A 24857-nucleotide genomic window follows, 5' to 3' on the forward strand; every position below is an offset into this window, starting at 1 on the left:
GGCGTCGAGCCTGCGGCCCGGTCGCAGCGGAATTGCTGTGCAGTGCCAAGCATAGGCGACGGCGCGAATCGATGCGCTTAGTGGCGAGCGGCCTGCCGAATCAACCCGACAAGGCCGCTCGGCGGGAGGGTTCGGTTCAGCCGCTTGCCGAGGCTGCCGGGGCGTCGCCCGACGCGGCCGTTCAGTGCGGCAGCGTCCACGCGCCGGCCCAGCGCGCGAGGCAGGTCACGAGGTAGAGCGCCAGCCCGATCATGCCGCCCACCACGGTGCCGTTGATGCGGATGCTCTGCAGATCCTTGCCGATGTTCAGCTCGACCTGACGCGACATCTCCCCGCTGTCCCAGTTCTTGACCGTGTCGCTGATATGACGCGTCAGGAACGCCGCGAACTCGGGCGCCATCTCGGCGGCGGCCTTCTCGACGTGCTCGTTCATCGAGTCGCGCAGCGTCGGGCTTTCGGCCAGCCGCGCACCGAGCCAGCCGCCGAGCGAAGCCGCCTGGCGGTGCAGCAGCGAATCCTCGTGCGCCAGATCGGCCTTGAGCCAGTCGCGCAATTGCGTCCAGAGGTCGGCCACGTAGCCGTTGAACGCTTCGCCGTCACGCAGGTAGCGTTTCAGTTCCTCGCCCTTCTCGATGAAGACGGGATCGTGCTTGAGGCGCTCGACGAGCCGCTCGGTGGTGTCGTCGAAGCCGCGGCGCAGCCGGTGGTCGGGATCCTCGCCGATCTGCACGAGCAGCCGCGTGACCGCGTTGGCGATCAGTTCCGCGCCGTGCTCGCTGATCCAGGCGGTCGGCATCACGCGCTCCATCTTCGGATATTCGCCCTTGAGCCAATCGACGATGTAGGAGGCGATCGCGGCGCGGTGGTCCGGCTCGCGCAGCAGCGCGACGAGCTGGGCGATGCCGTCGTCGAGCAGTTGCTGGTGGCGGCCGTCGCGTGTGAGCGTGTCGAAGATCGCGCCCGTCGCGCGCGACAGGTCCACCTTGTCGAACACGGCGCGCAACGCGTCCTTGATGAAGCGCTGGATGCGCGCGTCGTCGGTCATGTCGAGCGCGAAGCCGATCAGCCTGACCGCATAGCCGCCCAGCACGGCCGTATTGGCCGGCGCCGCCAGCCATTGCGCGAGCCGCGCGGCCGGATCGTGACGCCGGATCAGCGCGATGATCGAGGCCGGATCGAGAAAACGCTCGTGCACGAACAGCGCGAGATTGTCGGCGATGCGCGCCTGGTTGCGCGGCACGATTTCGGTATGGCGCGAGACGATCGGGATCGGCACGCGCCGGAACAGCGCCGCCACCGCGAACCAGTCGGCCAGCGCGCCGACCATCGCGGCCTCGGCCACGGCCTTCACGCCGTCGATCCAGATGCCGCCCGGAAAGAACAGCGTGACGACGAACACGGTCGTCACGCCGATCAGCAGCGCCAGCGCGCGCCGCTTGCTGGCCTTCAGTTCGGCTGCCTTGTCGCGCATCGTATCGGTGTGCCTCGTCGGATCGGGTGCGCCCGGAGCGGGGCACGGGATGGAGGATGGCCGGGCGGACCGCCCGGCGCGGCGGATTCTGGTGATGCGGTGGTGTTGCCGTGTTGCCGTGCTGCCGTGCTGCCGTGCTGCCGTGCTGCCGTGCTGCCGTGCTGCCGTGCTGCCGGCCATAGTGCAGCAGCGCGGCGGCGCGGTGGCCATGGCGAGCCGCACGATGGTACACCGGCTCGATGACACGGGCGCCTCATACTCCGGCCGCGCCAACGGCCCGGGACGGCCCCAAACCGCCCGATCCCGCCGCAACCGCCCTCGCCCGCGCAAGCCGGTTGCCGCATCGGAGGCGCCCCCGTAGAATCGTTGCGCACACGATGCCCGGCACGTCACCCGCCGGCTCGCCCGCCGTCCCCCCGATTACGAAGGAGTCCGCAGCGTGCCGGCCTTATCCGTCCGATACCAGCCCGGCGTTCCGCGCCCGGCGCGTGCCGCGCTCCCGCTGCTCCGCTTCGCCCTGGCCGGCCTCGCCGCGCTCTGGCTGGCCGGCTGTGCCACTCACCCGCCCGCCACCTCGCTGCCGCGCAACCTCACGCACGCGCTGCCGCAAGCCACGCCCACGCCGCTCGGCGCAGCACTTGCCGCGCCCGAACGCGCGCACCCGGGCGAATCCGGCTTCCGCCTGTTGCCGGTGGGCACCGACGCGCTGCAGATGCGCATCGCGCTCGCGCGCGCCGCCACCAAGACGCTCGACATGCAGTACTACATCGCCACCGAGGACACCACCGGCAAGCTGCTGCTGGCGGCCGCCCTGTCGGCGGCGGATCGCGGCGTGCGCGTGCGAATGCTGGTGGACGACCTGAACTTCAAGGACATCGATCAGGTGATGGCCTCGCTGAACGCGCACCCGAACATCGAGATCCGCGTGTTCAACCCGTTCGGCGCGGCGCAGCGCGGCGTGTTCGCGCGCACCGCCGACCTCGTCACCAAGATCGACCGCTTCACGCGCCGCATGCACAACAAGGCGATGATCGCGGACAACCAGCTCGCGATCGTCGGCGGACGCAACCTCGGCGACGAGTATTTCAGCGCCAGCCCCACGCTGCAGTTTCGCGACATCGACGTGCTCGCGGCCGGCCCCGTGACGGCCGACGTCTCGTCGAGCTTCGACGCCTATTGGGCCAGCGTCAGCGCTTACCCGCTGCGCGTGCTCAACCATCAGCGCTTCGATCCGCAGGATCTCGACCGCATGCGCGACGCGCTGCGCCAGCACTGGCGCGACAACGCCGCGCAATACGACGCCAAGCCGCTCAACGCGACACCGCTGGCCGCGCAGATCGCCGGCGATCAATTGGGACTGGTGTGGGCCAAGGCGGAATTCGCGGCCGATGCGCCCGAGAAGATCTCGATGGCGCGCGGCACCTACCAAAGCCCGCCGATGCAGCGGCTCGCCGAACTGAGCAAGGAAGCGCAGCGCGAATTCCTGGTGTTCTCGCCGTATTTCGTGCCGCACGATGCGGGCGTCGCGGCGCTCGGCGCGCTGACCGCACGCGGCGTGCGCGTCGCGATCCTCACCAATTCGCTGGCGGCCACCGACGCCGTGGCGGTGCAGGCCGGCTATGCGCCGTACCGCGTGCCGTTGCTCGAACGCGGCGTGGAACTCTACGAATTCCGGCCGCAGCAGCCGCCCACCGCGCGCGTGCGGATGTTCGGCTCGCGCTCGCGCGCCAGCCTTCACGCGAAGGCCTACGTGATCGACCGGCGCACGCTCGTGATCGGCTCGCTCAATCTCGACCCGCGCTCGGCCTACCTCAACACCGAACTCGCGCTCGTGATCCGCAGCCCGCAACTGGCCGGCGAGGTGGCGACACTGTTCGACCACGTCACGCAGCCGACCGAAAGCTATCGCGTGACGCTCGCCGACCCGTCGCCGTCGGCGGCCGGCTGGCATTCGTCGCTGGTCTGGACCGACGAGGAGAACGGCCAGACACGCACTTACGGCGTGGACCCGGGCGCGGGCCTGCTGCGCAACGTGCTGACCGGGGTGTTCCGGATGCTGCCCGTGGACGGGCAGCTATAACGGCGGGGGCTTGCGGCGCGGCTTACTTCAGCGCCGCGCGAATGCGCTCGGCCATCGTCTCGAGTTCCTTCGGATCGGCCACGTCGCGCGAGTGCGCGCCGAGCGGCTGGGTCGCCCAGCGCGGAATCAGGTGGAAGTGCAGATGCGGCACGGTCTGGCCGGCGGCCGAGCCGTTGAACTGGCCGACGAACAGGCCGTCCGGCTGCAGCGCGTCGCGAATCGCCAGCGCCACGCGCTTGGTCATGCGGATGGTTTCGGCCGCGGCCTCGTCCGACAGGTCGTAGAGCATCTCGGCCGGCTCCTTCGGCAGCACCAGCGTGTGGCCCGGCGATTGCGGCATGATGTCCATGAACGCAATCGTCGTGTCCGTCTCGCACACCTTGGTGCAAGGCAGTTCGCCGCGCAGGATCTTCGCGAAAATGTTGTTGTCGTCGTAAGCCATGGTGTCGGTCGTCGTCAGGGGTAAACGGAACGACGATTCTCGACGCTCGCGTGCGAACGCGCAAGCCGCAGGCGCGACGTTCGGGCGGACAGGCGGCTCGCACGGGCGGCGAATCCGGTTGGCCGATCCGGCCGGCGTGTTCCGCCGGCGCGCGCAGCCGGCCCGATCGAGCCGCCATCGAACCCGCTTATTCGGCCGCATCCCTCATCAGGCCGCCGGTTCTGCCGGGAACGTCATCGTCACCATGAAGCCGCCATCCGCCGCGTTCGAGGCGATGAACGTGCCGCGCTGCTGGCGCACCAGCCGCTTGACGATCGCGAGGCCCAGCCCGCAATGCGCATCGCCGCCGCGCGCCGCGTCGAGCCGCACGAACGGCCGCAGCGCGCGCTCGAGTTCCGCCTCGGGAATACCCGGCCCGTGGTCGTACACCGTCAGGCGATAGCCCTGCGGCACCGCCTGCGTGACGATCGCCACCGGCGGCTCGCCGTAGGTCATCGCGTTCTCGATCAGGTTCGACAGAATCCGGTCGAGCATCACGAGCGGCAGCCGGAAGCCCTCGCCCGCGCGCAGATCGACGCTGACGAGCGTGTCGTCGAGTTCACCGCCGTAGTGTTGCCAGCAGTGCGCGTCCACGCCCGCTACCGGCGACGGCTCGCCGCCCTCCCCCGCGAAATCGAGAAACTGCGTGACGATCCGCGACAGCGCCTCGGCATCGCGCAGGAAGCCCCTGCGCGTGGCCGCGTCGGGCAGCAGATCGGCGCGCACCTGCATGCGCGTGATCGGCGCGCGCAGATCGTGCGCGAGCCCGGCCAGCATCACGGCGCGTTCCTGCTCGCCCTGCGCCAGCTCGCTGACCATCTCGTTGAAGTTCGCAATCACGTCCTTGACTTCGCGTGGGCCGCCGACCGGCACCGCGGTCGGCCGGTTGCCGAGCCGGAAATCGCGCGCGGCCTGCGCGAGCCGCCGCAGCGGCCGCTGGATTCGCCACGCGCCGAAGATCGCGAGCACCACCCCCACCACCATCGTCAACGACGACGCGCCGATGAAGCGCTTCACCGACGGCATGGTGGACGGCAGCGTGATCCAGTATTTCGCGCCGGCGTAGCGCGCCCACAGCGTGCGCGTGTGGCTGTCGGCCACCACGTGCGTGCCGGGCGGCATCACCGAGCGCAGATGCTGCTCGAACGGGCCGAACGTATCGGTGCAGGGCTTCGGGCAGCCGAACGACACCGCGTCGTTCGCCTCGACGAACGAGGTGCCGAGCATCGCGCTGACGGCCAGCCCCAGTGCGCTGCCGCTCGCCTGCGCCTGGGTGGACAGCGCGATCACGCGGCGCGTCTGCTCGACCTCGAGCCGCAGCCGTTCGCGATCGAGCAGCACCAGGCCGATCGCATGCACGACCAGCACGAGGCCGATCGACATCAGCGCCAGGCGCGCGAACAGCGTGTCAAAGCGGAGCTTCATCACCCTCGCCGGGCACGAACATGTAGCCGACGCCGCGCATGGTCTGCACGTAGCGCGGCTGGGCCGGATCGTCTTCCAGCAGCCGGCGCAGGCGCCAGACCGGCACGTCGATACCGCGCTCGGTCAGGTTCGAATACGGCCCGTGCAGCATGTCGAGCAGCCGCGTGCGCGACAGCGTCTCCATCGGATGTGCGGCGAACACTTCGAGCAACGCGTATTCGCCGCCCGTCAGCTTGAGCGCCTCGGTGTCGCGATACAGCGTGCGCGTCGCGAAATCGAGCCGGAACGGCCCGAAACGCAGTGCCTCGCGCCGGTCGGACGCGGACCGCGCCCCGACGCTGGCCGGCATCTGGCGGCGCAGCACCGCGTGGATGCGCGCCAGCAGCTCCTGCGGCATGAACGGCTTGCCGAGGTAATCGTCGGCGCCGAGTTCGAGGCCGATCACGCGATCGACCCCGTCGGCGCGCGCCGTGAGCATGATCACCGGAATCGGGTCACCGTTTGCGCGCAATTGCTTGAGCACCGTCAGGCCGTCCACGCCGGGCAGCATCAGGTCGAGCACGATGACCGACGGCCGCTCGCGTTCGAGGCGCCGCTCCAGCGTGGTGGCGTCGTGAAGCACGGAAATTTCGAGGCCGCGTTGCTGGAAAAAAGTCCGGAGGAGATCGCGCAGCGCGGCATCGTCATCGATCAGCAGGACCTGAATGGGCGTGTCGGACATGGTCTGGCGAATCGGTACGGTAAGGGAGGAAAACGAGGGACAGGTCGCGCGGGCATGACCCGGCAACGATCCGACGACTATAAGCGAAGCCGGCACGGCGTGGCTTGCACGATCTTGATTTGCCTTACCGATTCTTACTTGTCGGCCGGCGCCTGCGAGAACCGGACGAAGCGCACCCTCGAAATGAACAGGCAAAGAAAAAGCCGCCTTGCGGCGGCTTTTTCGGCACTTCGTCGAGCCGGGCCTGCCGGAGCAGGCCGAGGCATCAACGCGACATCATGTTCACGGCGACGTTGTGCATGATCCACACCGAGCCGACGATCAGGATGATCACCGTCAGCACCGTGTAGGCGAATGCCGTCACGTTCCAGCGCTGGCTGGACGACGCATTCATGTGCAGGAAGAAAATCAGGTGCACGACGATCTGCACGGCAGCCAGAGCGGCCAGCGTCAGGATCATCGTTTCGTTCGACGAGAACCAGCCGCCGAGCACCACGCCGAACGATGCGCCCGTCAGGATCACCGACAGCACGAAACCGACGAGGTAGCTGCTTACGGTGCCGTGCGATGCGTCATCGTGGCTGTCATGGGTATGCGAATGGGCCATTTAGATCACACTCACCAGGTAGACAAAGGTAAACACGCAGATCCAGACGATGTCCAAGAAGTGCCAGAACAGCGACAGGCACGTCAGGCGACGGATGTCTTGCTCCGACAGCGTCGGGTTGCGCGCGATCTGGCAAATCAGCACGACCATCCAGATCAGGCCCATCGTCACGTGCAGACCGTGGGTGGCCACCAGCGTGAAGAACGACGACAGGAAACCGCTGCGATCCGGGCCCGCGCCTTCGGCGATCAGGTGCGCGAACTCGTTGATTTCCATGTACAGGAACGACGCGCCCAGCAGGAACGTCACGATCAACCAGCCGAACACGGCAGCGCGATTCTGGCGGTGCGCGCCGATCATCGCGAAGCCGTACGTGATCGAGCTCAGCAGCAGCGCTGCCGTTTCGTACATCACGCCCTTGATTTCGAACAGATCCTTCGCCGTCGGGCCGCCTGCGAACTCGTGCTGCATCACTGCGAACACGGCGAACAGCGTGCCGAACAGAATACAGTCGGTCATCAGGTACAGCCAGAAACCGAACACCGAGTGCGACGGCGGATGGTGATGCTCTGCCGCGTGATGGTGATCGGCAGTCAGGGTGCTTTGTGCCATCAGTTGGCCTCCAGTTCCACTTGTGCCGGACGCGGCGACTTCGTCAGTGCGCCGGTACGCTGCGATTCGATCTTCCGGACCGTTTCGGCCGGAATGTAGTAGCCCTCGTTCTTCTGCGAGCTATAGATGATCGCAGTCGCGACGATGCCGACGAAGCCGACGATGGCCATCCACCAGATGTGCCACACGCCTGCAAAACCGAGCACCAGGGCAAACATGCCGACGAAGAAGCCTGCGCTCGTGTTCGAGGGCATGTGGATATCTTCGTATTGCTGGCCTTCGTCCAGGCCGAAGCCCATGCCGCGTTCCTTGCGATACGACACTTCGTCCAGTTCGTGGATCGTCGGGATGATCGCGAAGTTGTACGACGCCGGCGGCGATGCCGTCGACCATTCGAGCGTATGACCACCCCACGGGTCGCCCGTGACGTCACGGTTGCCCGGCAGGTTGCGATCGCGGATCGACACGTACAGTTGCAGCAGTTGGTGGACGATGCCGATCAGCACCAGCACGGCGCCAACCCAGGCAATCTGCATCCACGGATGCCATGCGGCATTGTCGTAGTGGTTCAGACGACGCGTGGCACCCATGAAGCCGAGCACGTACAGCGGCGTGAATGCAACGATGAAGCCGATCTGCCAGAACCAGAACGCACGCTTGCCGAGCTTCTCGTTCAGCTTGAAGCCGAACGCCTTCGGGAACCAGTAGTTGAAACCGGCCAGATAACCGAACAGCACGCCACCGATGATCACGTTGTGGAAGTGAGCGATCAGGAACAGGCTGTTGTGCAGCACGAAGTCCGCACCCGGGATCGCCATCATCACGCCGGTCATGCCGCCGACCGTGAACGTGACCATGAAGCCGAGGGTCCAGAGAATCGGTGCGGTGAATTCCAGACGGCCACGATAGATCGTGAACAGCCAGTTGAAGATCTTCACGCCGGTCGGAATCGCGATGATCATCGTCGCAATGCCGAAGAACGCGTTGACGTCGGCGCCCGAACCCATCGTGAAGAAGTGATGCAGCCACACGAGGAACGACAGGACCATGATCGCGCAGGTTGCGTAGACCATCGTCTTGTAGCCGAACAGCGGCTTCTTCGCGTACGTTGCCACGACTTCCGAGAACACGCCGAACGCCGGCAGGATCAGGATGTACACCTCGGGGTGACCCCAGGCCCAGATCAGGTTCAGGTACATCATGACGTTGCCGCCACCGTCATTCGTGAAGAAGTGCATCCCCAGATAACGGTCGAAGCCGAGCAGCGCGAGCGTGACGGTCAGGATCGGGAACGCCGCCATGATCAGCACGTTCGTGCACAGGGCCGTCCAGGTGAACACCGGCATCTTCATCAGCGTCATGCCGGGCGCGCGCATCTTGATGATGGTCACGAAGAAGTTCACGCCGGTCAGCAGCGTACCCACACCGGAAATCTGCAGCGCCCACAGGTAGTAGTCGACCCCGACCCCCGGGCTGTATTGCAGCTCCGACAGCGGCGGGTAAGCCAACCAGCCCGTTTTCGCGAATTCACCGACGAACAGCGAGATCATCAGCAGGATCGCGCCGACGGCCGTCATCCAGAACGACAGCGAGTTCAGCATCGGGAACGCCACGTCGCGCGCGCCGATCTGCAGCGGCACCACGATGTTCATCAGGCCCACCATGAACGTCATCGCCATGAAGAAAATCATGATGACGCCGTGCGCGGTGAAAATCTGGTCGTAATGGTGCGGCGGAAGGAAACCCGGCGCGTTGTACGCCATCGCCAGCTGGGTACGCATCATGATTGCGTCGGCGAAGCCGCGCAGCAGCATGATCAGCGCGACGACGATGTACATCACGCCCAGGCGCTTGTGGTCGACGCTCGTCAGCCACTCGGACCAGAGATATTTCCACTTACCGAAATAAGTGACGAGGCCCAGCACGAGTGCCCCGAAGATACCGACGCCGAGCGCCGTGATCACGAGGATTGGCTCGTGATACGGAATCGCGTCGAGTGTAAGTTTTCCGAACATGCTTACCCCTTCGTCGTACTACACGCCGCGTCATTGAACTCCATGACGTGACCGTTGTTGTACTTGCCAACGATGTTATTGAACAGGCGCGGATCGATGGTCGAGAAGAACCGGACCGGATCCTTTTCGCTCGGCTTCGCGACCGTCGCGTACTCGGTCATGTCGAGGCTTTGCTGCGAGGCACGGACCTTCTGGACCCATGCATCGAAGTCACCCTGCGATTGAGCGAGCGTGCGGAACTTCATGTCGGAGAAACCCTGGCCGCTGTAATTGGCGGACAAGCCGGCGTAGTCACCCGCTTCGTCGGCGATCAGGTGCAGACGCGTCTGCATGCCGGCCATCGCGTAGATCTGCGTGCCAAGCTGCGGGATGAAGAACGAGTTCATCACCGAATCCGACGTGATGCGGAAATTGACCGGCGTCCCGACCGGGATCGCAAGCTGGTTCACCGTTGCAATACCCAGATCCGGGTAAATGAACAGCCATTTCCAGTCGAGCGCGACGACTTCGACGTTGATCGGCTTCACATTCGACTCGAGCGGCTTGTACGGATCCAGCTCGTGCGAAGTATTCCAGGTGAGGATGCCGAGATACAGAATGATCAGCGTCGGAATCGTCCAGATCACGACTTCGATCGCGGTCGAGTGCGACCATTTCGGTGCATAGGTTGCGCTGCGGTTCGACGCGCGATACCGCCACGCAAAGAACAGCGTGAGCAGGATCACCGGGATCACGACGATGAGCATCACCCAGGTCGAGGTCCAGATCAGTGCCTTCTCGGCGACGCCGACGCTACCCTTCGGGTCGAGAACGTCCATGTTGCAACCGGATAGACAGACAAGCAATCCGGCGCCCAATAAAAGCAATAAGCTTCTAAATGCCTTTCTATTCATCACATTTGCCTGATTTATGCGTGGTCGATTGAAACGAACCGGCTAGCCCCGATTCGTGCAAGCGCACGCATCATAAGTCCAACGAAGTGGGAAAAAGCGGTGAATCTTAGCAAATCATCGTTACTAAAACCCACCGTGCGACACGTTGCCACATTTGGCAACCTGTCGACCACCGCCCGAAAACCCGGAGCGGTGGCTCGCCACGCCCGCCCGGCAAGGGCTGGCGTGGCATCGGCGCTCAGGCCGGCGTGCGCGGAGTACGCGCATCCGACTGAGCACTGACGTTGGCCGCCGACGGTGCGGCATTTGCGCCATCGTCCGCCGGTTTGGTGCGTTCGAGCTGCGCGACGATATTCGCCGCCGCCGGATCGATCACATCGGTAAAGGGCTTAGGGTAAATCCCGATCGCGAGGACGATCGCCGCCAGCACCGTGAACACCACCGACTCGCGGCGGCTCAGGTCGATCAGCTTGCCGACGCGATCGTGCTTGATCGCGCCGAAGATCACCCGCTTGAGCATCCAGAGCGTGTAGGCGGCGCCGAGAATCAGCGTCAGCGCGGCAATCGCGCCGATCCAGAAATTCACGCGCACGGCGCCCATGATCACCAGGAATTCGCCGACGAAGCCCGAGGTGCCCGGCAAGCCGACGTTCGCCATCGCGAACAGCACGGCGAACAGCGCCAGGCGCGGCATGGTGTTCGCCACGCCGCTGTAGTCGGCGATGGCGCGCGTGCGGGTGCGATCGTAGAGCGCGCCCACGCAGAGGAACATCGCGCCGGCCACGAAGCCGTACGAGATCATCTGGACGATCGCGCCCGTGATGCTCATCTGGTTGAACAGGAACACGCCCAGCGTGACGAGACCCATGTGGGCGACCGACGAGTAGGCCAGCATCTTGGCCATGTCCTTCTGGGCCAGCGCCAGCAGGCTCGCGTAGATCACCGCGATCAGCGACAGGCCGATCATGACCGGCGCCAGGTAGTGGGCGGCGTCGGGCGTGATCGGCAGCGCGAAGCGCAGGAAGCCGTAGCCGCCGATCTTGATCATGCCGAGCGACACCGCGGCGCCCGTCGGGCCGTCGGTATAGACATCCTGCAGCCAGGTATGCACCGGCCACATCGGCACCTTCACCGCGAACGCCGCGAAGAAGCCGAGGAACACCAGCAACTGCGGCGCGAAGCCGAGGTGGGTTTTCTGCCAGACGGCCATGTCGAACGTGTGGGTCACGCCGAACAGGTAGAGCATCGCCGCCAGCATCAACAGCGAGCCGGCAAACGAGATGAAGAAGAACTTGATGGCCGCGTAGGCGCGGTTCGCGTGGCCCCAGGTGCCGATCAGCACGAACAACGGGATCAGCGTCGCTTCGAAGAACACGAAGAACAGCATGCCGTCGAGCGAGGTGAACACGCCGATCATCAGCCCCGACAGGATCAGGAACGAGCCGTGATACTGCGCGACGCGGGTCGTGATCGATTCCCACGACGCGATCACGATCACCAGCGTCGTGAAGGCCGACAGCACCACCAGCCAGAGCGACAGCCCGTCGACGCCGAGGCGCCATGCCGAACCGAATGCGGCAAGCCAGGGCTTGTATTCGGTGAACTGAGCCGCGGTATTGTGGGCGTCGAAACCGGCCACCAGCGGCACGGTGAGAAGCAGGCCCACGATCGCGCCGATCAGGGCGAGCCACCGTGCACGATGCGGATAACGATCCGATCCGATGCGCAGGACGGCCACGCCGAACACGATCGGGGTCCAGATCGCGAGGCTCAGGAATGGTACAGATTGCATGGCGGCAACACCCTATGAAAACCCGGTCAGAGAGTCGGTCGACTGAGACGAAAGAAACGTAAGTTTTGTAATTTTGATCACCGAAATTCGATGATCCGCCCGCAGCGTAATGTTATTGAAAGCTATGTAACAAAAGACATCGCACCGCGCCGGGTTAACGAGGATAAAGGTAAGTGCGTCGTTTTGCATCGCAACATTCTGTTGCATTTTTCCCGTCGAATCGGAGCGTTGATTTTATTGATTTTTTTTGAGCATACCCGACGACGTACGATCGACCAACCTGCATCAAAGAGGGGCTTGACAAATTGAAATTTGCTTCAATTTGGTGATTCAAGCACAAAAATGAATCGCTGCAGCGCTCCATCAAACCTTTCAAATATCTTTCGTTTTTACTTTCTGATTGCTTTCATTTTTGAGAAAACGACGGGCATGTGCCCCCGATTGATCGAAATATAAATGAAAGCTTTTCGACCTGATTTGTCAGCGGCTCGGGCAGCATAACGCCGTTCTCGCGGCACGGTCCACCCCCGGACACATCACAGCCGGGCGGCCAACCGTGCGCCCTGATCGATCGCGCGTTTCGCATCGAGTTCGGCGGCCACGTCCGCCCCGCCGATCAGGTGCACCGTCACACCGGCTTCCGTCAGTGCGGCTTGCAGGTCGCGACGCGGCTCCTGCCCGGCGCACAGCACGATGGTGTCGGCTTCGATCAGCGTCGGGCGCTCGCGCTTTTCGCCAAACGTGACGTGAAGGCCCCGCGCGTCGATCCGCTCGTAGTTGACGCCGCCGATCATCTCGACCGCCTTCATCTTCAACGTGGCGCGGTGGATCCAGCCAGTGGTCTTGCACAGGCCCTTGCCGAGCGGTGCGGGCTTGCGCTGCAGCAGCGTCACGCGGCGCGCGGCCGGCGCCACGGTGGCCGGCCCTACCCCTCCACGCGCCACGGCCGGATCGGTCACGCCCCACTCGGCTCGCCAGGCGGCCGGGGCGAGCGCCGTCGACACGCCCTCGTGCACCAGGAACTCGGCAACGTCGAAGCCGATCCCGCCCGCCCCAACCACCGCCACGTGCGCGCCCACCGGCTTGCCGCCGGCCAGCACGTCCACGTAACTCAGCACGTTCGGGCCGTCGCCGCCCGGAATGCGCGGGTCGCGCGGGCTCACGCCGGTTGCCAGCACCACCTCGTCGTAGCCGCCCGCAATCAGGTCGGCTGCCCCGACGCGCCGCGACAGATGCAGCTCCACGCCGGTCAACTCGATCTGCCGCCCGAAATAGCGCAGCGCCTCGTGGAACTCCTCCTTGCCCGGCACTCGCTTGGCCAGATTGAACTGGCCACCGATCTCCGCGGCGGCCTCGAACAGCGCCACCCGATGGCCGCGCTGCGCCAGCAAGGTGGCACAGGCCAGCCCGGCCGGCCCCGCGCCCACCACCGCGATGCGCTTCGGGCGAACCGTCGGACGATAGTCGAGCAGCGTTTCGTGGCATGCGCGCGGATTGACGAGGCAGGACGCGATCCGGTTCTTGAACGCGTGATCGAGGCAGGCCTGGTTGCAGCCGATGCAGACGTTGATCTCGTCGGCGCGGCCGCTCGCGGCTTTCGCGACGAACTCGGGGTCGGCCAGGAAGGGGCGCGCCATCGACACCATGTCGGCGCAGCCGTCGGCCAGCAGTTGTTCGGCCACTTCGGGCCGGTTGATGCGGTTGGTCGTCACCAGCGGAATGCCGACCTCCCCTTTCATCTTCCGCGTGACCCAGCCGAACGCGCCGCGCGGCACCGAGGTGGCGATGGTCGGCACGCGCGCCTCGTGCCAGCCGATGCCGGTATTGATCAGCGTCGCGCCGGCCCGCTCGACGGCCTTCGCCAGTTGCACCGTTTCGGCCCAGTCGCTGCCGTCGGGGATCAGATCGAGCATCGACAACCGATAGATCAGGATGAAATCGGGGCCGACCGCCTCGCGCGTGCGCTCGACGATTTCGACCGGAAAGCGCATGCGGTTCTCGTAACTGCCGCCCCAGGCATCGTCGCGGTGGTTCGTATGGCGCGAAATGAATTGATTGATCAGGTAACCCTCGGAACCCATGATCTCCACGCCGTCGTAGCCGGCCTCGCGCGCGAGCACCGCGCAGCGCACGAACGCGCGGATCTGCCGCTCGACGCCGGCCGCCGACAGCGCGCGCGGCGTGAACGGCGAAATCGGCGATTTGATCCGCGAGGGCGCGACGACCAGCGGGTGATAGCCATAGCGGCCGGTATGGAGGATCTGCAACGCGATCTTGCCGCCTTCGGCCTGCACCGCACGCGGAATCGCGCGATGCCGCCGCGCCGCGCCCGTACTGGCCAGCGTGCCGCCGAACGGCTTGGTCCAGCCGGCCAGGTTGGGTGCAAAGCCGCCCGTCACGATCAGGCCCACGCCGCCGCGCGCACGTTCGGCGAAATAGTCGGCCAGGCGCGGCAGCGTCTTGCCGCTGTCCTCCAGGCCGGTGTGCATCGAGCCCATCAGGACACGGTTGCGCAAGGTGGTGAAGCCGAGATCGAGCGGGGCGAGCAGGTGCGGGAACGGAGTCGTCATGATGGCTGGGGCGCTTGGAATGCCCTCGATCCTAGGCGGCATGCGGCTTGAGCGTGAGGGGTCAAACAGCCATAATGCTTGTCATTTGTGGCCAAATCGACTCAATGACACGCGCTCCGTCCAAGGACAGCCTGGGCTTGCGGCGACCGACCATCCCGGTCGCCTACCCGCGCCTGCTGCTGCAGGTATTCGCCGAGCGCGGCCTCGAAGCCGACGCGGTACGGGCCGGCACCGGCCTGCGCGACGCGGTGCTGGCGCAGCCCGACGCACGCGTCGCGCCGTCGCAATGGGCGCGGCTCGTACTGAACGCGATCCGGCTGACCGGCGACGAGGGGCTGGGCTTCGAGTTGGGCAAGCGGCTGCGCCCGTCGGCGCACGGCTTTCTCGGCTACGCGACAATGACGGCGCCCGACCTGCGCACCGCGTTCGCGGTCAACGCGCGCTACTTCCGCACCCGCAACCGGCAATACACGCTCGCCTATGCCGAACAGGGCGACGGCGCGACGCTGACGCTGTCCGGCGTGCAGGCGAGCCCGGTGCTGCGCCATCACACGATGTTCGAATTCGTGCTGACCGGCCTCGCCCAGAGCCTGCCGCTGCTGACGGGCCGCGGCGCGGCGCCGCTCGAATTGCGCTTCGCGTGGCCCGAACCACCGTGGTTCGCGCGCTATCGCGACCGGCTGCCGCCGGTGCGCTTCGATTGCGATGCCTGCGCGCTGTGGGTCGCACGCGAAGCGCTCGATTGGCCGCTCGCAATCGCCGACGAGGTCGCGCACCGGCAAGCGCTCGCGCAGGTCGAGCGCGAATACGCGGCGGTGCGGCAGGACGAAGGGGATTGGCTGGAGCGCGTGCGCGCCGAACTGGTGGCCGATGCCGATGGTTACCCCGGCCCGGGTGCGCTCGCACGGCGGCTGCTGGTTTCCACGCGCACGCTGCGCCGACGGTTGGACGAAGCCGGCGCCGGCTACCGCGAGCTGCTCGACGAAGCGCGCTACCGCGACGCGCGGCAACTGCTGCACGCCTCCGACCTCGATCTGAAGACGATCGCCGAGCGCCTGCAATTCAGCGACCCGGCCAACTTCACGCGCGCGTTTCGCAAGTGGGCCGGCATCACGCCGAGCGCGTACCGGCGCACGCGCTGACCCACCTCGCGCGCCTGCTCCGGCGACATAAAAAAACGCCGCCCGAAGGCGGCGCCAACACGATGCACTACGGGGATAGTGCATCGTCATGTCAACAACACGGAGATGCCAAGCGCAACAAAAAACCGTCACGTGACCAGCGCTAGTCTGCTGAATCGCACGCGCGGTCGCCATATGAAAAATCTGATTCCCGGATAGGGATCTTTCGCAATTCCTCAAACACGACGCGCGCAACACGCACGGCGCCATGAATTCGAAACGTAGATTCGGATTCGTCCCATTGCTTGGAGCGAGGCGCTTGCCGAGAATCTAACGCAGCCTGTTTGCCTTCCGCCGCGCCTCTCGGCGCTCTCCTCTCCGCATTTCGTAAGGCCCGAATTCGATGTCCAGCTCTCACGACCGCCCACCCCGGAATAGCGCCCGCCACACCCTTCATCAGGCACCCGGCTGGGTGGACTGGAATCCCTCGCGCGACGTGCCGAACTGGGTCGGCGGCCGCGTCACGCTCGACGGCCGCTTCAGCGTCGACGAGCTGCTCGCGATCCTCGCGCTGGCCCGCCATGCGCAATAAACAACCCGCATGAAAAAAGCGCCCCGCTGTCGAGCGGGGCGCTTTTTTTGCTTGCTGCCGTGCCAACCCGCGCACGGCAAGCATCACGCGCGCGCGGTCGCCGGCTGGCCCGTTTGCTGACGCGAGCGGCCCGAGCTCAGATAATCGGCGATCGAATCCTGCGTGACCTCGCCCACGTATGCGCCGTCCGGGTCGAGCACCGGCATCCACGACGACCGGTACTGATACATCTTCGACAGCACGATCCGCAGGTTTTCCTCGCCCGACACGGTCGCCGGGAATTCCACGAGGCGCTCGCCGCACGTGCCGGCCGCGCCGCGCGCCGTGCGCCGCGCCACGAAGCCGAGCGCGCGCTGCGCATCGTCGACCACGGTCAGATAGCGGCTGTCGTTCTCGTCCATGATCGTGAACGCGTCGGCCAGCGAGGTATCCGGACGCGCGGTGGGCGGCTGCGTGGCCGCATCGCCGGCCTTCACCAGCAGCAGGCGCTTGAGCGTGCTGTCGGCGCCGACGAACTGGCCCACGAACTCGTCCTTCGGATGCGCGAGCAGCGTGTCCGGGTGCGCGTACTGCACGAGCTGGCCGCGCCGGAACACGGCCACCCGATCGCCGAGCTTGATGGCCTCGTCGATATCGTGGCTCACCATGATCACGGTCTTCTTCAGTTGCCGCTGCATCTGGAAGAACTCGTTCTGGATCGATTCGCGGTTGATCGGATCGACCGCACCGAACGGCTCGTCCATCAGCAGCACCGGCGGATCCGCGGCCAGCGCGCGCACCACGCCGATCCGTTGTTGCTGGCCGCCCGACAGCTCGCGCGGATAGCGCTTCAGGTACAGCTTCGGATCGAGCGCGACCATCGACATCAATTCGGTCGCGCGCTCGCGGCAGCGCTTCTTGTCCCAGCCGAGCAGGCGCGGCACGACCGTGATGTTCTCCTCGATCGTCATGTTCGGGAACAGCCCGATCTGCTGGATCACGTAGCCGATCTGACGGCGCAGATCCACTTCGTTGAGCCCGGTGGTGTCCTCGCCGTTGATCAGCACGCGGCCCGAGGTGGGCGCGATCAGGCGGTTGATCATCTTCAGCGTGGTGGTCTTGCCGCAACCGGACGGCCCGAGGAACACGCAGATTTCGCCTTCCGGCACGGTCAGGCTCACGGAATCGACGGCACGCACCGGCTGGCCGCCCTTCTGCGAGAAGGTCTTCGTCAGTTGGTCGAGTTCGATCATGTCTTCTGCACTCCCTTCGGTGTCAATGCGCGCTGCAGCCATTGCAGCAGCAAGTCCGCGACGATCGCGAGCACGCTGACCAGCACCGCGCCCACCAGCAGCTTCATCATGCTGCTCTGTCCGATCGCCCGGACGATCAAGGTTCCCAGGCCGCCCGCGCCGATCACGGCGGCAATCGTCATCACGCCGATGTTCATCACCACGGCGGTTCGCACACCGCCGAGAATCACCGGCACGGCCAGCGGCAAATCCACCAGCCGCAGCCGCTGCCACGAGGTCATCCCGATGCCGATGCCGGCCTCCTTGATGCCCGCGTCGACGTTCTTCAGCGCAAGGTAGGTATTGCGCATGATCGGCAGCAGCGAATAAAGAAACACGGCGGTGATCGCCGGCACCGCGCCGATGCCCTGGCCGAAGCGCGAGAACACCGGAATCATCAGCCCGAACAGCGCGATCGACGGCAGCGTCAGGATCACGGTGGCCACGCCCAGCAGCGGCGCGGCCAGCCATTCGTGGCGGTTGATCACGATGCCGAGCGGCACGCCGGCCAGGATCGCGCAGCCCACCGCGATGCCCACCAGGTAGATGTGCTGCAAGGTCAGTTGAATCAGCTCCGGCCAATTGGCAGCCAGATAAGCTTGAACCGTCATGGTCGCCTCCGGATCACGGTAAGGGATGCGTGTGCAGGAAGTCGGTCGCGACCTGTTGCACCGACACCCCATCGATATCGACACGCTTGTTCATTTCCAGCATCACGTCGCTGTCGAGCGCCGCCGACAGCGCGTTCAACTGCGCGGCCAGCTTCGGATTGCGCTGGAGCACGGACTCGCGCACCACCGGCGTCGCGTTGTATGGCGGGAAGAAATGCAGATCGTCTTCCAGCGGCACGATGCCGAAGCCCTTCACGCGGCCGTCGGTGGTGTAGACGAGGCCGATGGTCAACTGGTTGTTGTGGAGCGCCGTGTACACGAGGCCCGAATCCATCTGCTTGGTTTCGGAACGGCTGAAATGCAGGTGGTAGGCGGCTTCCAGCGGCACCAGGCCGTCGGGGCGGTTGGCGAACTCGGCATCCATGCCGAACGTGTGGCGCGTGCCCTTCGGGTCGCCGGCCAGCTTCGCGGCGAGTTGCGAGATGGTTCGGATGCCGGTCTGTTTCGCCGTCTCGGCCGACAGCGCCAGCGCGTAGGTATTGTTCAACGGCGACGCGTTGAGCCACACCAGACCGCGCGGCGCATCCAGCGCCTTGACGCGTCGATAGGTTTCATCGGGCGAGAGCTTCTCCTTGATCTTGTCGTAGACCGCGGCGGCCGTGCCCGTGTAATCCCACATCACGTCGATCTGGCCGTTCTCGAGCGCGCTGCGCAGCAGCACCGAGCCGAGGCCGGTGCGCGTCTCGATCGTGTAGCCACGCGAGCGCAGATACTGCGTGGTGATCTCGGCCAGCACGTATTGCTCGGTGAAGTTCTTGCCGCCGACGTTCAGCGTCTGCGCATGGGCCGGCGTGCCGACCAGCGCGCCGAGCGGCGCCAGCATGGCGATCGCCACGAACTTGCGAGCCGAGGCGAAACGCGCGGCGGTGCCCGCGCGTCGCGCCGGGAGAATCGATGCGGACTGCGTAGCAAGCGCGAGCCTGCGCAACAGCGTGCGAATGCGTGTCAGAAAGCTCATGCCGCACCTCCGTTACGCGCGATCACGTGCCGGCTGCCGGCCGCGACGATGCCATCGAGCAGCAGCGCGAGCACGGCGGTGGAGGCCGCCCCGAGCAGCAGCATCTGCTGGTTGTCGAGATAGATGCCCGGGAAGATCAGCGTGCCGAGGCTGTCGGCGCCGATCAGGTAGGCGAGCGGCGCGGTGCCGACGTTGATCGCGAGCGCCGTGCGCACGCCGCCGACGATGATCGGCAGCGCATTCGGCAGCTCGACGCGCATCAGCGATTGCCACGGCGTCATGCCGAGGCCGCGCGCCGCCTCGCGCAACGAGGCCGGCACGTTGCGCATGCCTTCGTAGGCGTTGCGCGTGATCGGCAGCAGCGACGCGAAGAACAGCGCGATGATCGCGGGCACGTCGCCGATGCCGAAGATGCCGAGCGCGATCGCCAGCACCGCCAGCGACGGCACGGTATTGCCGATGTTGAACACCTGCATGAAGCGTTCGGCCTGGCGCGCCAGCGACGGGCGGCTCAACGTCACGCCGGCGGGAATGCCGACAAGAATCGCGAGCGCCATCGAGTAGCCCACGAGCATCAAATGCCGGCCCGTGTAATACACGAGATCGCCCGAGTGCTGCCGCCAGGTATCGATGCCGATCGCGTTGGCGATCCAGCCGATCAAGGCGACGGCGATTAACAGGCTGCCCGCCAAACGGACAGTGCGTCGAGTCATGAGATACGCCTCCTTTTCGAAACGGCGCACGCGAATGGCCGCGCGCCGCGAGCACGCCAAAAGGCGTCGCGAATGGAAGGTACGGATCCCGGTCATGCCGGGATCGAACCGACAAAAACGGCATCGGTGCCGGACGGCGCAAACCGTTCGGCATCCTGCGTGAACGCAACGCGTTCGTTAGATTGTCATGTTCAGCACGGATAGCGCGCGTGCGCTGCCCAGACCAAAGGCACCATCTTGCGATGGCAGGGATGCGGCCGCACGAACGTGCCGGCACCGCAGGAGCAGGACGCTCCGATCGATGGGAAGGATGAACCGACTTTTACACTTGCTGCGATCGTGCACTTATCGGTGTGCAACGCGCTGTGAAAGTCGAAAACCTGGAACGCAGTATAAGGGCAATTTCGAGAAAGCGTCTACCCTTCGGGGTCCGATCCCGAAGGATCGGCATCGTCGCTAAGCGGCGTGCGCAACGGGCTGGCGGTGCTCGATCATGCCAAAACGGATAATGAGGATAGCAAACCAAATTGCCTGAAATGCCTTCAGTGGCAAGGCATTCGGGATTGTCCCGAGTGCTAGGCAGGGGCGCGCCTCGCGGCAGGCACGCCGCAGCGCGTCACGCGCGAAAACAGCGGCAAACGACGGGAAAAAAATTTTGCGCTGCGAAGCGGCAATACGCGGAAAAATCGCCAAAACTACGGCTCGGCCGCATGCTGCAAGGCTGCGACCCAGCCGGGAACGGGCATTGCTTCCGCATCGGATTCAGATATTTTCAGCCGGATCGTTGCGCAGCGCTTCGCGCCGCGCGCCGCCGTCGAGCCAGGGCGCGATCTCCATGTCCTCGTAGCGCACCAGGCGGCTCTTGCGCAGCAGCCGGTAGCCGAGCCAGATCGCCAGGAACAGCGGAATGCCGACATAGGTGGCGATCACGCCGACCCAGTCGATCCGGCTCGACAGGAAGGCCTGATAGTCCTGGCCGAGCGCGATCACGATGCACAGCACGAACGCGAAGATCGGCCCGTAGGGGAACAGCTTCGAACGATACGGCAACTGTCCGGGCGCGAAGCCCTGCTTCTCGAAGCCCTTGCGGAAGCGATAGTGACTGACCGCGATGCCGAGCCACGCGATGAAACCCGTCATGCCCGAGGTGTTGAGCAGCCACAGGTACACGGTCTTGTCGCCGAACAGCGAGGAGAGAAAACACAGCGCGCCCACCGCCGTGGTGGCATACAGCGCGTTGCGCGGCACGCCGCCCTTCGACAGCTTAGCGAACACGCGCGGCGCGCGGCCCTCGGTGGCGAGGTTGTAGAGCATCCGCGTCGACGCATACATGCCCGAGTTGCCGGCCGACAGCACGGCGGTCAGGATCACCGCGTTCATCACACCGGCCGCGAACGCCAGGCCCGCGTGACGGAACACCAGCGTAAACGGGCTCACGCCCACGTCGGTCACGTCGCTCTTGAGCAGGCTCGGGTCGGTATACGGCACCAGCATGCCGATCACGAAGATCGCGAACACGTAGAACAGCAGGATGCGCCAGAACACCTGACGCACCGCGCGCGGAATGGTGGTGCGCGGGTTCTCCGATTCGCCGGCCGCGATGCCGATCAGCTCGGTGCCCTGAAACGAGAAGCCGGCGATCATCGCCACCCCCATCATCGCCGGCAAGCCGCCCGCGAACGGCGCGTCGCCGATCGCGAAGTTGGCCCAGGCCGGCGACGGGCCGCCCGTCAGGATGCCGAAGATCATCAGCAGGCCGGTGGCGATGAACGCCAGCACCGTGACCACCTTGATCAGCGCGAACCAGTATTCGGCCTCGCCGAAGCCGCGCACGGTCATCACGTTGAGCAGGAACATCAGGCCGAGGAACAGCGCGCTCCACCAGATGCCGGGCACCTGCGGAAACCAGTAATGCATGACGAGCTGCGCGGCCACCAGTTCCACCGCGATGGTCACCGCCCAGTTGTACCAATAGTTCCAGCCGAGCGCGAAACCGAAACCCTCGTCCACGTATTTCGCGCCGTAGGTGGCGAACGAACCCGACACCGGCATGAAGGCGGCCATCTCGCCGAGGCTCATCATCAGGCAGTAAACCATCACGCCGATCAGCAGATAGGCGAGCATCGCGCCGCCAGGGCCGGCCTGCGAGATCGATGCACCGGACGCGACGAACAGGCCGGTGCCGATCGAGCCGCCGATCGCAATCATCGTGAGGTGGCGCGCCTTGAGGCTGCGCTTGAGCTGGGGGGTGGAAGCGGAGGCAGACGTGGAGTGCGGTGCGGGTAATGACATATCGAACTGGCAAGGGGCAGGCGGGCGGCGCCCGCTTGGCCGGCCGCAGCCGCCCGGATGGGGCTGCCGGGCCGCCGGCAGGCGCCGGCGCGGCTCGCGCGCGGCTCGGATTCTACCCGAATCGGGATGCGCGCCGCCCTGCCTTGCCGTCGCGCCCCGCGTGGTTACAATACTCGTCAAATCCCGGATAAAACGTCCAATATGACCCAGAAGTCCTCCCCGTCCGAACAGGCGTCGCTGATCGAGCAGATCAACACGATCGCGCAGGGGCTTGGCGAGATGTTCGCGCCGTTCACCGAAGTGGTCGTCCATGACCTGCGCACGCCCGAGAATTCGATCGTCGCGATCCACAACAATCTGTCGGGGCGCGCGGTCGGCGATCCGACCACCGAGCTGGGCCTTGCGCGCATCGCCAACGACGATTACCCGTCGGTGCTGGCGAACTACGCGAACCGGTTCGCCGACGGCCGCACGGCCAAGAGCACCTCGATCGGCATCAAGGACACCCAAGGCCATTACGTCGCCGCGCTGTGCCTGAACGTCGACGTCACGCTGTTCCGCGGCATCCAGGGCGTGCTGAACCAGTTCTGCCAGACCGGCGCCGATCCGGTCGGCGAAACGCTCGACCCGGCCAATGCCGACGCGATCCGCGAGCGGATCGACCGTTTCGCGATGACGCTCGCCACCACGCCGCGCTCGCTGAAGACCGAGCAGCGTCGCGCGCTGATGCAGGTGCTGAAGGAAGACGGCTACCTGGAAGTGCGGCGCGCGATGGAGATCATCGCGCAGCATCTGGGCGTGTCGCGGGCGACTGTCTATAACGACGCAAAATGAGCCTCGGCGGGGCCCGTCGCCGCATCGTCATGCTTTTGTAAAACTGTAGGAATCTGCCTACATCTTTAAGCGAATCACCTACCCCACTTTCGTCTGACGCCGATTTCACCGGCTCGCCCGGCTCGCTATATTGGTCAGATGGATTCCAATCTCCTCCGCGTATATGTCGTCGAGCCGGCCGTTGCGATTCGCAAGCGGATCGCGGCCCTGCTCGAACCGTTGGCCGGCGTCGCCGTCGTCGGCGAATCGGAAGATCACGCAGTGGCGTTTGCCGGGATCGTCTCGAGCCACGCTCACGTCGCCGTCATCGAGCTGCGCCTGCCGTCCGGCAGCGGGCTCGAACTGCTCGGCACGCTCGCGCGTTTCGCGCCGCACGTCGTCACGGTCATCCTCACCAATCTGTCCGGCCCCGCCTTTCGGGCCGCGAGCCAGAAAGCCGGCGCCCATTACTTCTTCGACAAAACCACCGAGTTCGAGCTGGCCTGTCGCACCATCGACACGCTCGCCCACGCGCGCCGCCGCCAACCTCTTCGCCGAGCCAACTATGCCGATTGCCACGACGCCCGCTACGATCGCTCATGAGCCGCCCACGGCGTCCGTCCGATTCGATGCGCCCAAGCTGCCCGGCGCACGGTGCTCAAGTTGCGCAACCCGCAATGTGTGCATGCCTGCGACGTTCACGAATACCGAATACCGTCGGCTCGATGCCATGATCTGCACCACGCGCCACGTCAAGCGCGGCGATGCGCTGTTCCGCGCACACGATCCGTTCGCGAGCCTCTATGCGGTGCGCACCGGTTCGTTCAAAACCCTCGTCGTGCATCGCGACGGCCGCGAGCAGGTCACCGGCTTCCAGATCACCGGCGATACGCTCGGCCTCGACGGCGTCAGTGAAAGCGAGCATCACTGCAACGCGATCGCGCTCGAAGACAGCACCGTCTGCGTGATTCCGTTCGCCCAGCTCGAAGCCGCCTGCCGCGAAATGCGGCTGCTTCAGCAGCATGTGTATCAGATGATGAGCAGCGAGATCGTCCGCGAATCGCGCGTCATGATGCTGCTCGGCACGATGACGGCCGAACAGCGTGTGGCGTCGTTCCTGCTCAATCTGTCGGCGCGCTTCAAGGCACGCGGCTATTCGGCGGCCGAATTCAATCTGCGCATGACACGCGAGGAAATCGGCTGCTATCTCGGCATGACGCTCGAAACAGTCAGCCGCATGTTGTCGAAATTTCAGCGCAACGGCCTGATCGATTCGCGCGGCCGGCAAATCACGATTCACGACGCGCAAGGGCTGGTGCAGGTCTGAGGTCCGCCTCGGCGCACTGCGCGGCGTTTCTCAGAGCGAGAACGCTCCGGGCAACAGCGCCTGCGCCGTCGTCTGCCGCACATCGCCGCGCAGGTTCGCCAGCACCACCGGCAAAGCCGGCCCGCCCAGCTCCATCATCACCTGCCGACAGGCGCCGCACGGCGCGATCGGCCCTTCCGTTTCCCCCACTACCGCCAGCGCCGTGAAATCGCCGGGCCGGCAACCGGCCGCGATCGCCGCGAACAACGCCGTGCGTTCGGCACAATTGCACAGCCCGTACGCGGCGTTCTCCACATTGCAGCCATGAAAGATTCGGCCGTCGTGCGTGGCCAGCGCCGCGCCGACGCGGAACCGCGAGTAAGGCGCGTAGGCGTGCTCGCGCGCCTGCGTAGCCGCGTCGATCAAGGTTTGGGGGTCCATCCTGATTGCCTC

23 protein-coding genes are annotated in these 24857 nt (G+C 65.5%); 6 read left to right on the forward strand and 17 right to left on the reverse strand.

Annotation, left to right across the window (positions count from 1 at the left end):
* Positions 1–181 precede the first annotated feature (181 nt).
* A complete protein-coding gene (locus tag AB4850_RS11465) occupies positions 182–1471 on the reverse strand; it encodes a DUF445 domain-containing protein (protein ID WP_414439925.1) in 1290 nt (429 codons plus the stop codon).
* Between the two features lie 502 nt (positions 1472–1973).
* Between AB4850_RS11465 and AB4850_RS11470 the strand changes: the two genes are divergently transcribed.
* Positions 1974–3551 (forward strand): phospholipase D family protein, encoded by a 1578-nt coding sequence (locus AB4850_RS11470; protein ID WP_414442014.1) that lies wholly within the window; start codon positions 1974–1976, stop codon positions 3549–3551.
* A gap of 22 nt (positions 3552–3573) precedes the next feature.
* On the opposite strand, the gene AB4850_RS11475 is transcribed toward AB4850_RS11470, so the two are convergent.
* From AB4850_RS11475 to AB4850_RS11510, 8 genes are all read right to left on the reverse strand, one after another.
* Positions 3574–3993: an HIT family protein gene (locus AB4850_RS11475; RefSeq protein ID WP_414439926.1), complete on the reverse strand. Its 420-nt coding sequence runs from the start codon at positions 3991–3993 to the stop codon at positions 3574–3576.
* Positions 3994–4200: 207 nt separating this feature from the next.
* Positions 4201–5457, reverse strand: a complete 1257-nt coding sequence (locus AB4850_RS11480) for an ATP-binding protein (RefSeq protein WP_414439927.1) — start codon at positions 5455–5457, stop codon at positions 4201–4203.
* A complete protein-coding gene (locus tag AB4850_RS11485) occupies positions 5441–6178 on the reverse strand; it encodes a response regulator (protein WP_414439928.1) in 738 nt (245 codons plus the stop codon). Before AB4850_RS11485 ends, AB4850_RS11480 begins: the two co-directional genes overlap by 17 nt.
* A gap of 265 nt (positions 6179–6443) precedes the next feature.
* Positions 6444–6785, reverse strand: coding sequence for a cytochrome o ubiquinol oxidase subunit IV (gene cyoD, locus AB4850_RS11490; protein ID WP_414439929.1), 342 nt, complete (start codon positions 6783–6785; stop codon positions 6444–6446).
* A complete protein-coding gene (cyoC, locus tag AB4850_RS11495) occupies positions 6786–7397 on the reverse strand; it encodes a cytochrome o ubiquinol oxidase subunit III (RefSeq protein ID WP_414439930.1) in 612 nt (203 codons plus the stop codon).
* A complete protein-coding gene (gene cyoB / locus AB4850_RS11500) occupies positions 7397–9412 on the reverse strand; it encodes a cytochrome o ubiquinol oxidase subunit I (protein WP_414439931.1) in 2016 nt (671 codons plus the stop codon). The genes cyoC and cyoB overlap by 1 nt, the downstream gene beginning before the upstream one ends.
* A 2-nt stretch (positions 9413–9414) precedes the next feature.
* Positions 9415–10305, reverse strand: a complete 891-nt coding sequence (gene cyoA / locus AB4850_RS11505) for a ubiquinol oxidase subunit II (RefSeq protein WP_414439932.1) — start codon at positions 10303–10305, stop codon at positions 9415–9417.
* Between the two features lie 238 nt (positions 10306–10543).
* Positions 10544–12097, reverse strand: a complete 1554-nt coding sequence (locus AB4850_RS11510) for a complex I subunit 4 family protein (protein WP_414439933.1) — start codon at positions 12095–12097, stop codon at positions 10544–10546.
* Between the two features lie 90 nt (positions 12098–12187).
* Between AB4850_RS11510 and AB4850_RS11515 the strand changes: the two genes are divergently transcribed.
* Positions 12188–12406, forward strand: coding sequence for a hypothetical protein (locus AB4850_RS11515; RefSeq protein WP_414439934.1), 219 nt, complete (start codon positions 12188–12190; stop codon positions 12404–12406).
* A gap of 227 nt (positions 12407–12633) precedes the next feature.
* On the opposite strand, the gene AB4850_RS11520 is transcribed toward AB4850_RS11515, so the two are convergent.
* Complete coding sequence (locus AB4850_RS11520) at positions 12634–14667, reverse strand: FAD-dependent oxidoreductase (RefSeq protein WP_414439935.1); 2034 nt, start codon at positions 14665–14667, stop codon at positions 12634–12636.
* Between the two features lie 104 nt (positions 14668–14771).
* On the opposite strand from AB4850_RS11520, the gene AB4850_RS11525 reads away from it, so the two are divergent.
* On the forward strand, positions 14772–15809 hold the full coding sequence (locus AB4850_RS11525) for an AraC family transcriptional regulator (protein WP_414439936.1): 1038 nt from the start codon (positions 14772–14774) through the stop codon (positions 15807–15809).
* Positions 15810–16463: 654 nt separating this feature from the next.
* On the opposite strand, the gene AB4850_RS11530 is transcribed toward AB4850_RS11525, so the two are convergent.
* The 6 genes from AB4850_RS11530 to AB4850_RS11555 form a co-directional block, all read right to left on the reverse strand.
* Complete coding sequence (locus AB4850_RS11530) at positions 16464–17612, reverse strand: betaine/proline/choline family ABC transporter ATP-binding protein (RefSeq protein WP_414439937.1); 1149 nt, start codon at positions 17610–17612, stop codon at positions 16464–16466.
* Positions 17609–18262, reverse strand: a complete 654-nt coding sequence (locus tag AB4850_RS11535) for an ABC transporter permease (RefSeq protein ID WP_414439938.1) — start codon at positions 18260–18262, stop codon at positions 17609–17611. Before AB4850_RS11535 ends, AB4850_RS11530 begins: the two co-directional genes overlap by 4 nt.
* Positions 18263–18275: 13 nt before the next feature.
* Entirely contained in the window at positions 18276–19145 is an 870-nt protein-coding gene (locus AB4850_RS11540) for a glycine betaine ABC transporter substrate-binding protein (protein ID WP_414442015.1), read from the reverse strand.
* A gap of 131 nt (positions 19146–19276) precedes the next feature.
* Positions 19277–19993, reverse strand: coding sequence for an ABC transporter permease (locus AB4850_RS11545; protein WP_414439939.1), 717 nt, complete (start codon positions 19991–19993; stop codon positions 19277–19279).
* 456 nt (positions 19994–20449) lie between these two features.
* Positions 20450–20686 carry a hypothetical protein gene (locus tag AB4850_RS11550; RefSeq protein ID WP_414439940.1) on the reverse strand — a complete coding sequence of 79 codons (237 nt, stop codon included), beginning with the start codon at positions 20684–20686 and terminating at the stop codon, positions 20450–20452.
* A 69-nt stretch (positions 20687–20755) separates the two neighbouring features.
* Positions 20756–22285 (reverse strand): amino acid permease, encoded by a 1530-nt coding sequence (locus AB4850_RS11555; protein ID WP_414439941.1) that lies wholly within the window; start codon positions 22283–22285, stop codon positions 20756–20758.
* Between the two features lie 201 nt (positions 22286–22486).
* Between AB4850_RS11555 and AB4850_RS11560 the strand changes: the two genes are divergently transcribed.
* The 3 genes from AB4850_RS11560 (at position 22487) to fnr (ending at position 24425) form a co-directional block, all read left to right on the forward strand.
* A complete protein-coding gene (locus AB4850_RS11560; protein ID WP_414439942.1) occupies positions 22487–23119 on the forward strand; it encodes a transcriptional regulator in 633 nt (210 codons plus the stop codon).
* A gap of 138 nt (positions 23120–23257) precedes the next feature.
* Positions 23258–23701, forward strand: coding sequence for a response regulator transcription factor (locus AB4850_RS11565; RefSeq protein WP_414439943.1), 444 nt, complete (start codon positions 23258–23260; stop codon positions 23699–23701).
* Positions 23664–24425: a fumarate/nitrate reduction transcriptional regulator Fnr gene (gene fnr / locus AB4850_RS11570; protein ID WP_414439944.1), complete on the forward strand. Its 762-nt coding sequence runs from the start codon at positions 23664–23666 to the stop codon at positions 24423–24425. The genes AB4850_RS11565 and fnr overlap by 38 nt, the downstream gene beginning before the upstream one ends.
* Before the next feature lie 30 nt (positions 24426–24455).
* Here fnr and AB4850_RS11575 read toward each other — a convergent pair whose 3' ends face one another.
* Positions 24456–24845, reverse strand: a complete 390-nt coding sequence (locus AB4850_RS11575) for a cytidine deaminase (RefSeq protein WP_414439945.1) — start codon at positions 24843–24845, stop codon at positions 24456–24458.
* Between the last annotated feature and the right edge of the window lie 12 nt (positions 24846–24857).

The sequence above is a fragment of the Burkholderia sp. 22PA0106 genome, from assembly GCF_047497155.1.
Classification (GTDB): Bacteria; Pseudomonadota; Gammaproteobacteria; order Burkholderiales; family Burkholderiaceae; genus Burkholderia.

Coding starts and splice junctions, on each gene's coding strand:
- AB4850_RS11465 (WP_414439925.1), bottom strand. CDS start 1,471: ATGCGCGACAAGGCAGCCGAACTGAAGGCCAGCAAGCGGCGCGCGCTG.
- AB4850_RS11475 (WP_414439926.1), bottom strand. CDS start 3,993: ATGGCTTACGACGACAACAACATTTTCGCGAAGATCCTGCGCGGCGAA.
- AB4850_RS11480 (WP_414439927.1), bottom strand. CDS start 5,457: ATGAAGCTCCGCTTTGACACGCTGTTCGCGCGCCTGGCGCTGATGTCG.
- AB4850_RS11485 (WP_414439928.1), bottom strand. CDS start 6,178: ATGTCCGACACGCCCATTCAGGTCCTGCTGATCGATGACGATGCCGCG.
- cyoD (WP_414439929.1), bottom strand. CDS start 6,785: ATGGCCCATTCGCATACCCATGACAGCCACGATGACGCATCGCACGGC.
- cyoC (WP_414439930.1), bottom strand. CDS start 7,397: ATGGCACAAAGCACCCTGACTGCCGATCACCATCACGCGGCAGAGCAT.
- cyoB (WP_414439931.1), bottom strand. CDS start 9,412: ATGTTCGGAAAACTTACACTCGACGCGATTCCGTATCACGAGCCAATC.
- cyoA (WP_414439932.1), bottom strand. CDS start 10,305: ATGAATAGAAAGGCATTTAGAAGCTTATTGCTTTTATTGGGCGCCGGA.
- AB4850_RS11510 (WP_414439933.1), bottom strand. CDS start 12,097: ATGCAATCTGTACCATTCCTGAGCCTCGCGATCTGGACCCCGATCGTG.
- AB4850_RS11515 (WP_414439934.1), top strand. CDS start 12,188: ATGATCCGCCCGCAGCGTAATGTTATTGAAAGCTATGTAACAAAAGAC.
- AB4850_RS11520 (WP_414439935.1), bottom strand. CDS start 14,667: ATGACGACTCCGTTCCCGCACCTGCTCGCCCCGCTCGATCTCGGCTTC.
- AB4850_RS11525 (WP_414439936.1), top strand. CDS start 14,772: ATGACACGCGCTCCGTCCAAGGACAGCCTGGGCTTGCGGCGACCGACC.
- AB4850_RS11530 (WP_414439937.1), bottom strand. CDS start 17,612: ATGATCGAACTCGACCAACTGACGAAGACCTTCTCGCAGAAGGGCGGC.
- AB4850_RS11535 (WP_414439938.1), bottom strand. CDS start 18,262: ATGACGGTTCAAGCTTATCTGGCTGCCAATTGGCCGGAGCTGATTCAA.
- AB4850_RS11540 (WP_414442015.1), bottom strand. CDS start 19,145: ATGCTGGCGCCGCTCGGCGCGCTGGTCGGCACGCCGGCCCATGCGCAG.
- AB4850_RS11545 (WP_414439939.1), bottom strand. CDS start 19,993: ATGACTCGACGCACTGTCCGTTTGGCGGGCAGCCTGTTAATCGCCGTC.
- AB4850_RS11555 (WP_414439941.1), bottom strand. CDS start 22,285: ATGTCATTACCCGCACCGCACTCCACGTCTGCCTCCGCTTCCACCCCC.
- AB4850_RS11560 (WP_414439942.1), top strand. CDS start 22,487: ATGACCCAGAAGTCCTCCCCGTCCGAACAGGCGTCGCTGATCGAGCAG.
- AB4850_RS11565 (WP_414439943.1), top strand. CDS start 23,258: ATGGATTCCAATCTCCTCCGCGTATATGTCGTCGAGCCGGCCGTTGCG.
- fnr (WP_414439944.1), top strand. CDS start 23,664: ATGCCGATTGCCACGACGCCCGCTACGATCGCTCATGAGCCGCCCACG.
- AB4850_RS11575 (WP_414439945.1), bottom strand. CDS start 24,845: ATGGACCCCCAAACCTTGATCGACGCGGCTACGCAGGCGCGCGAGCAC.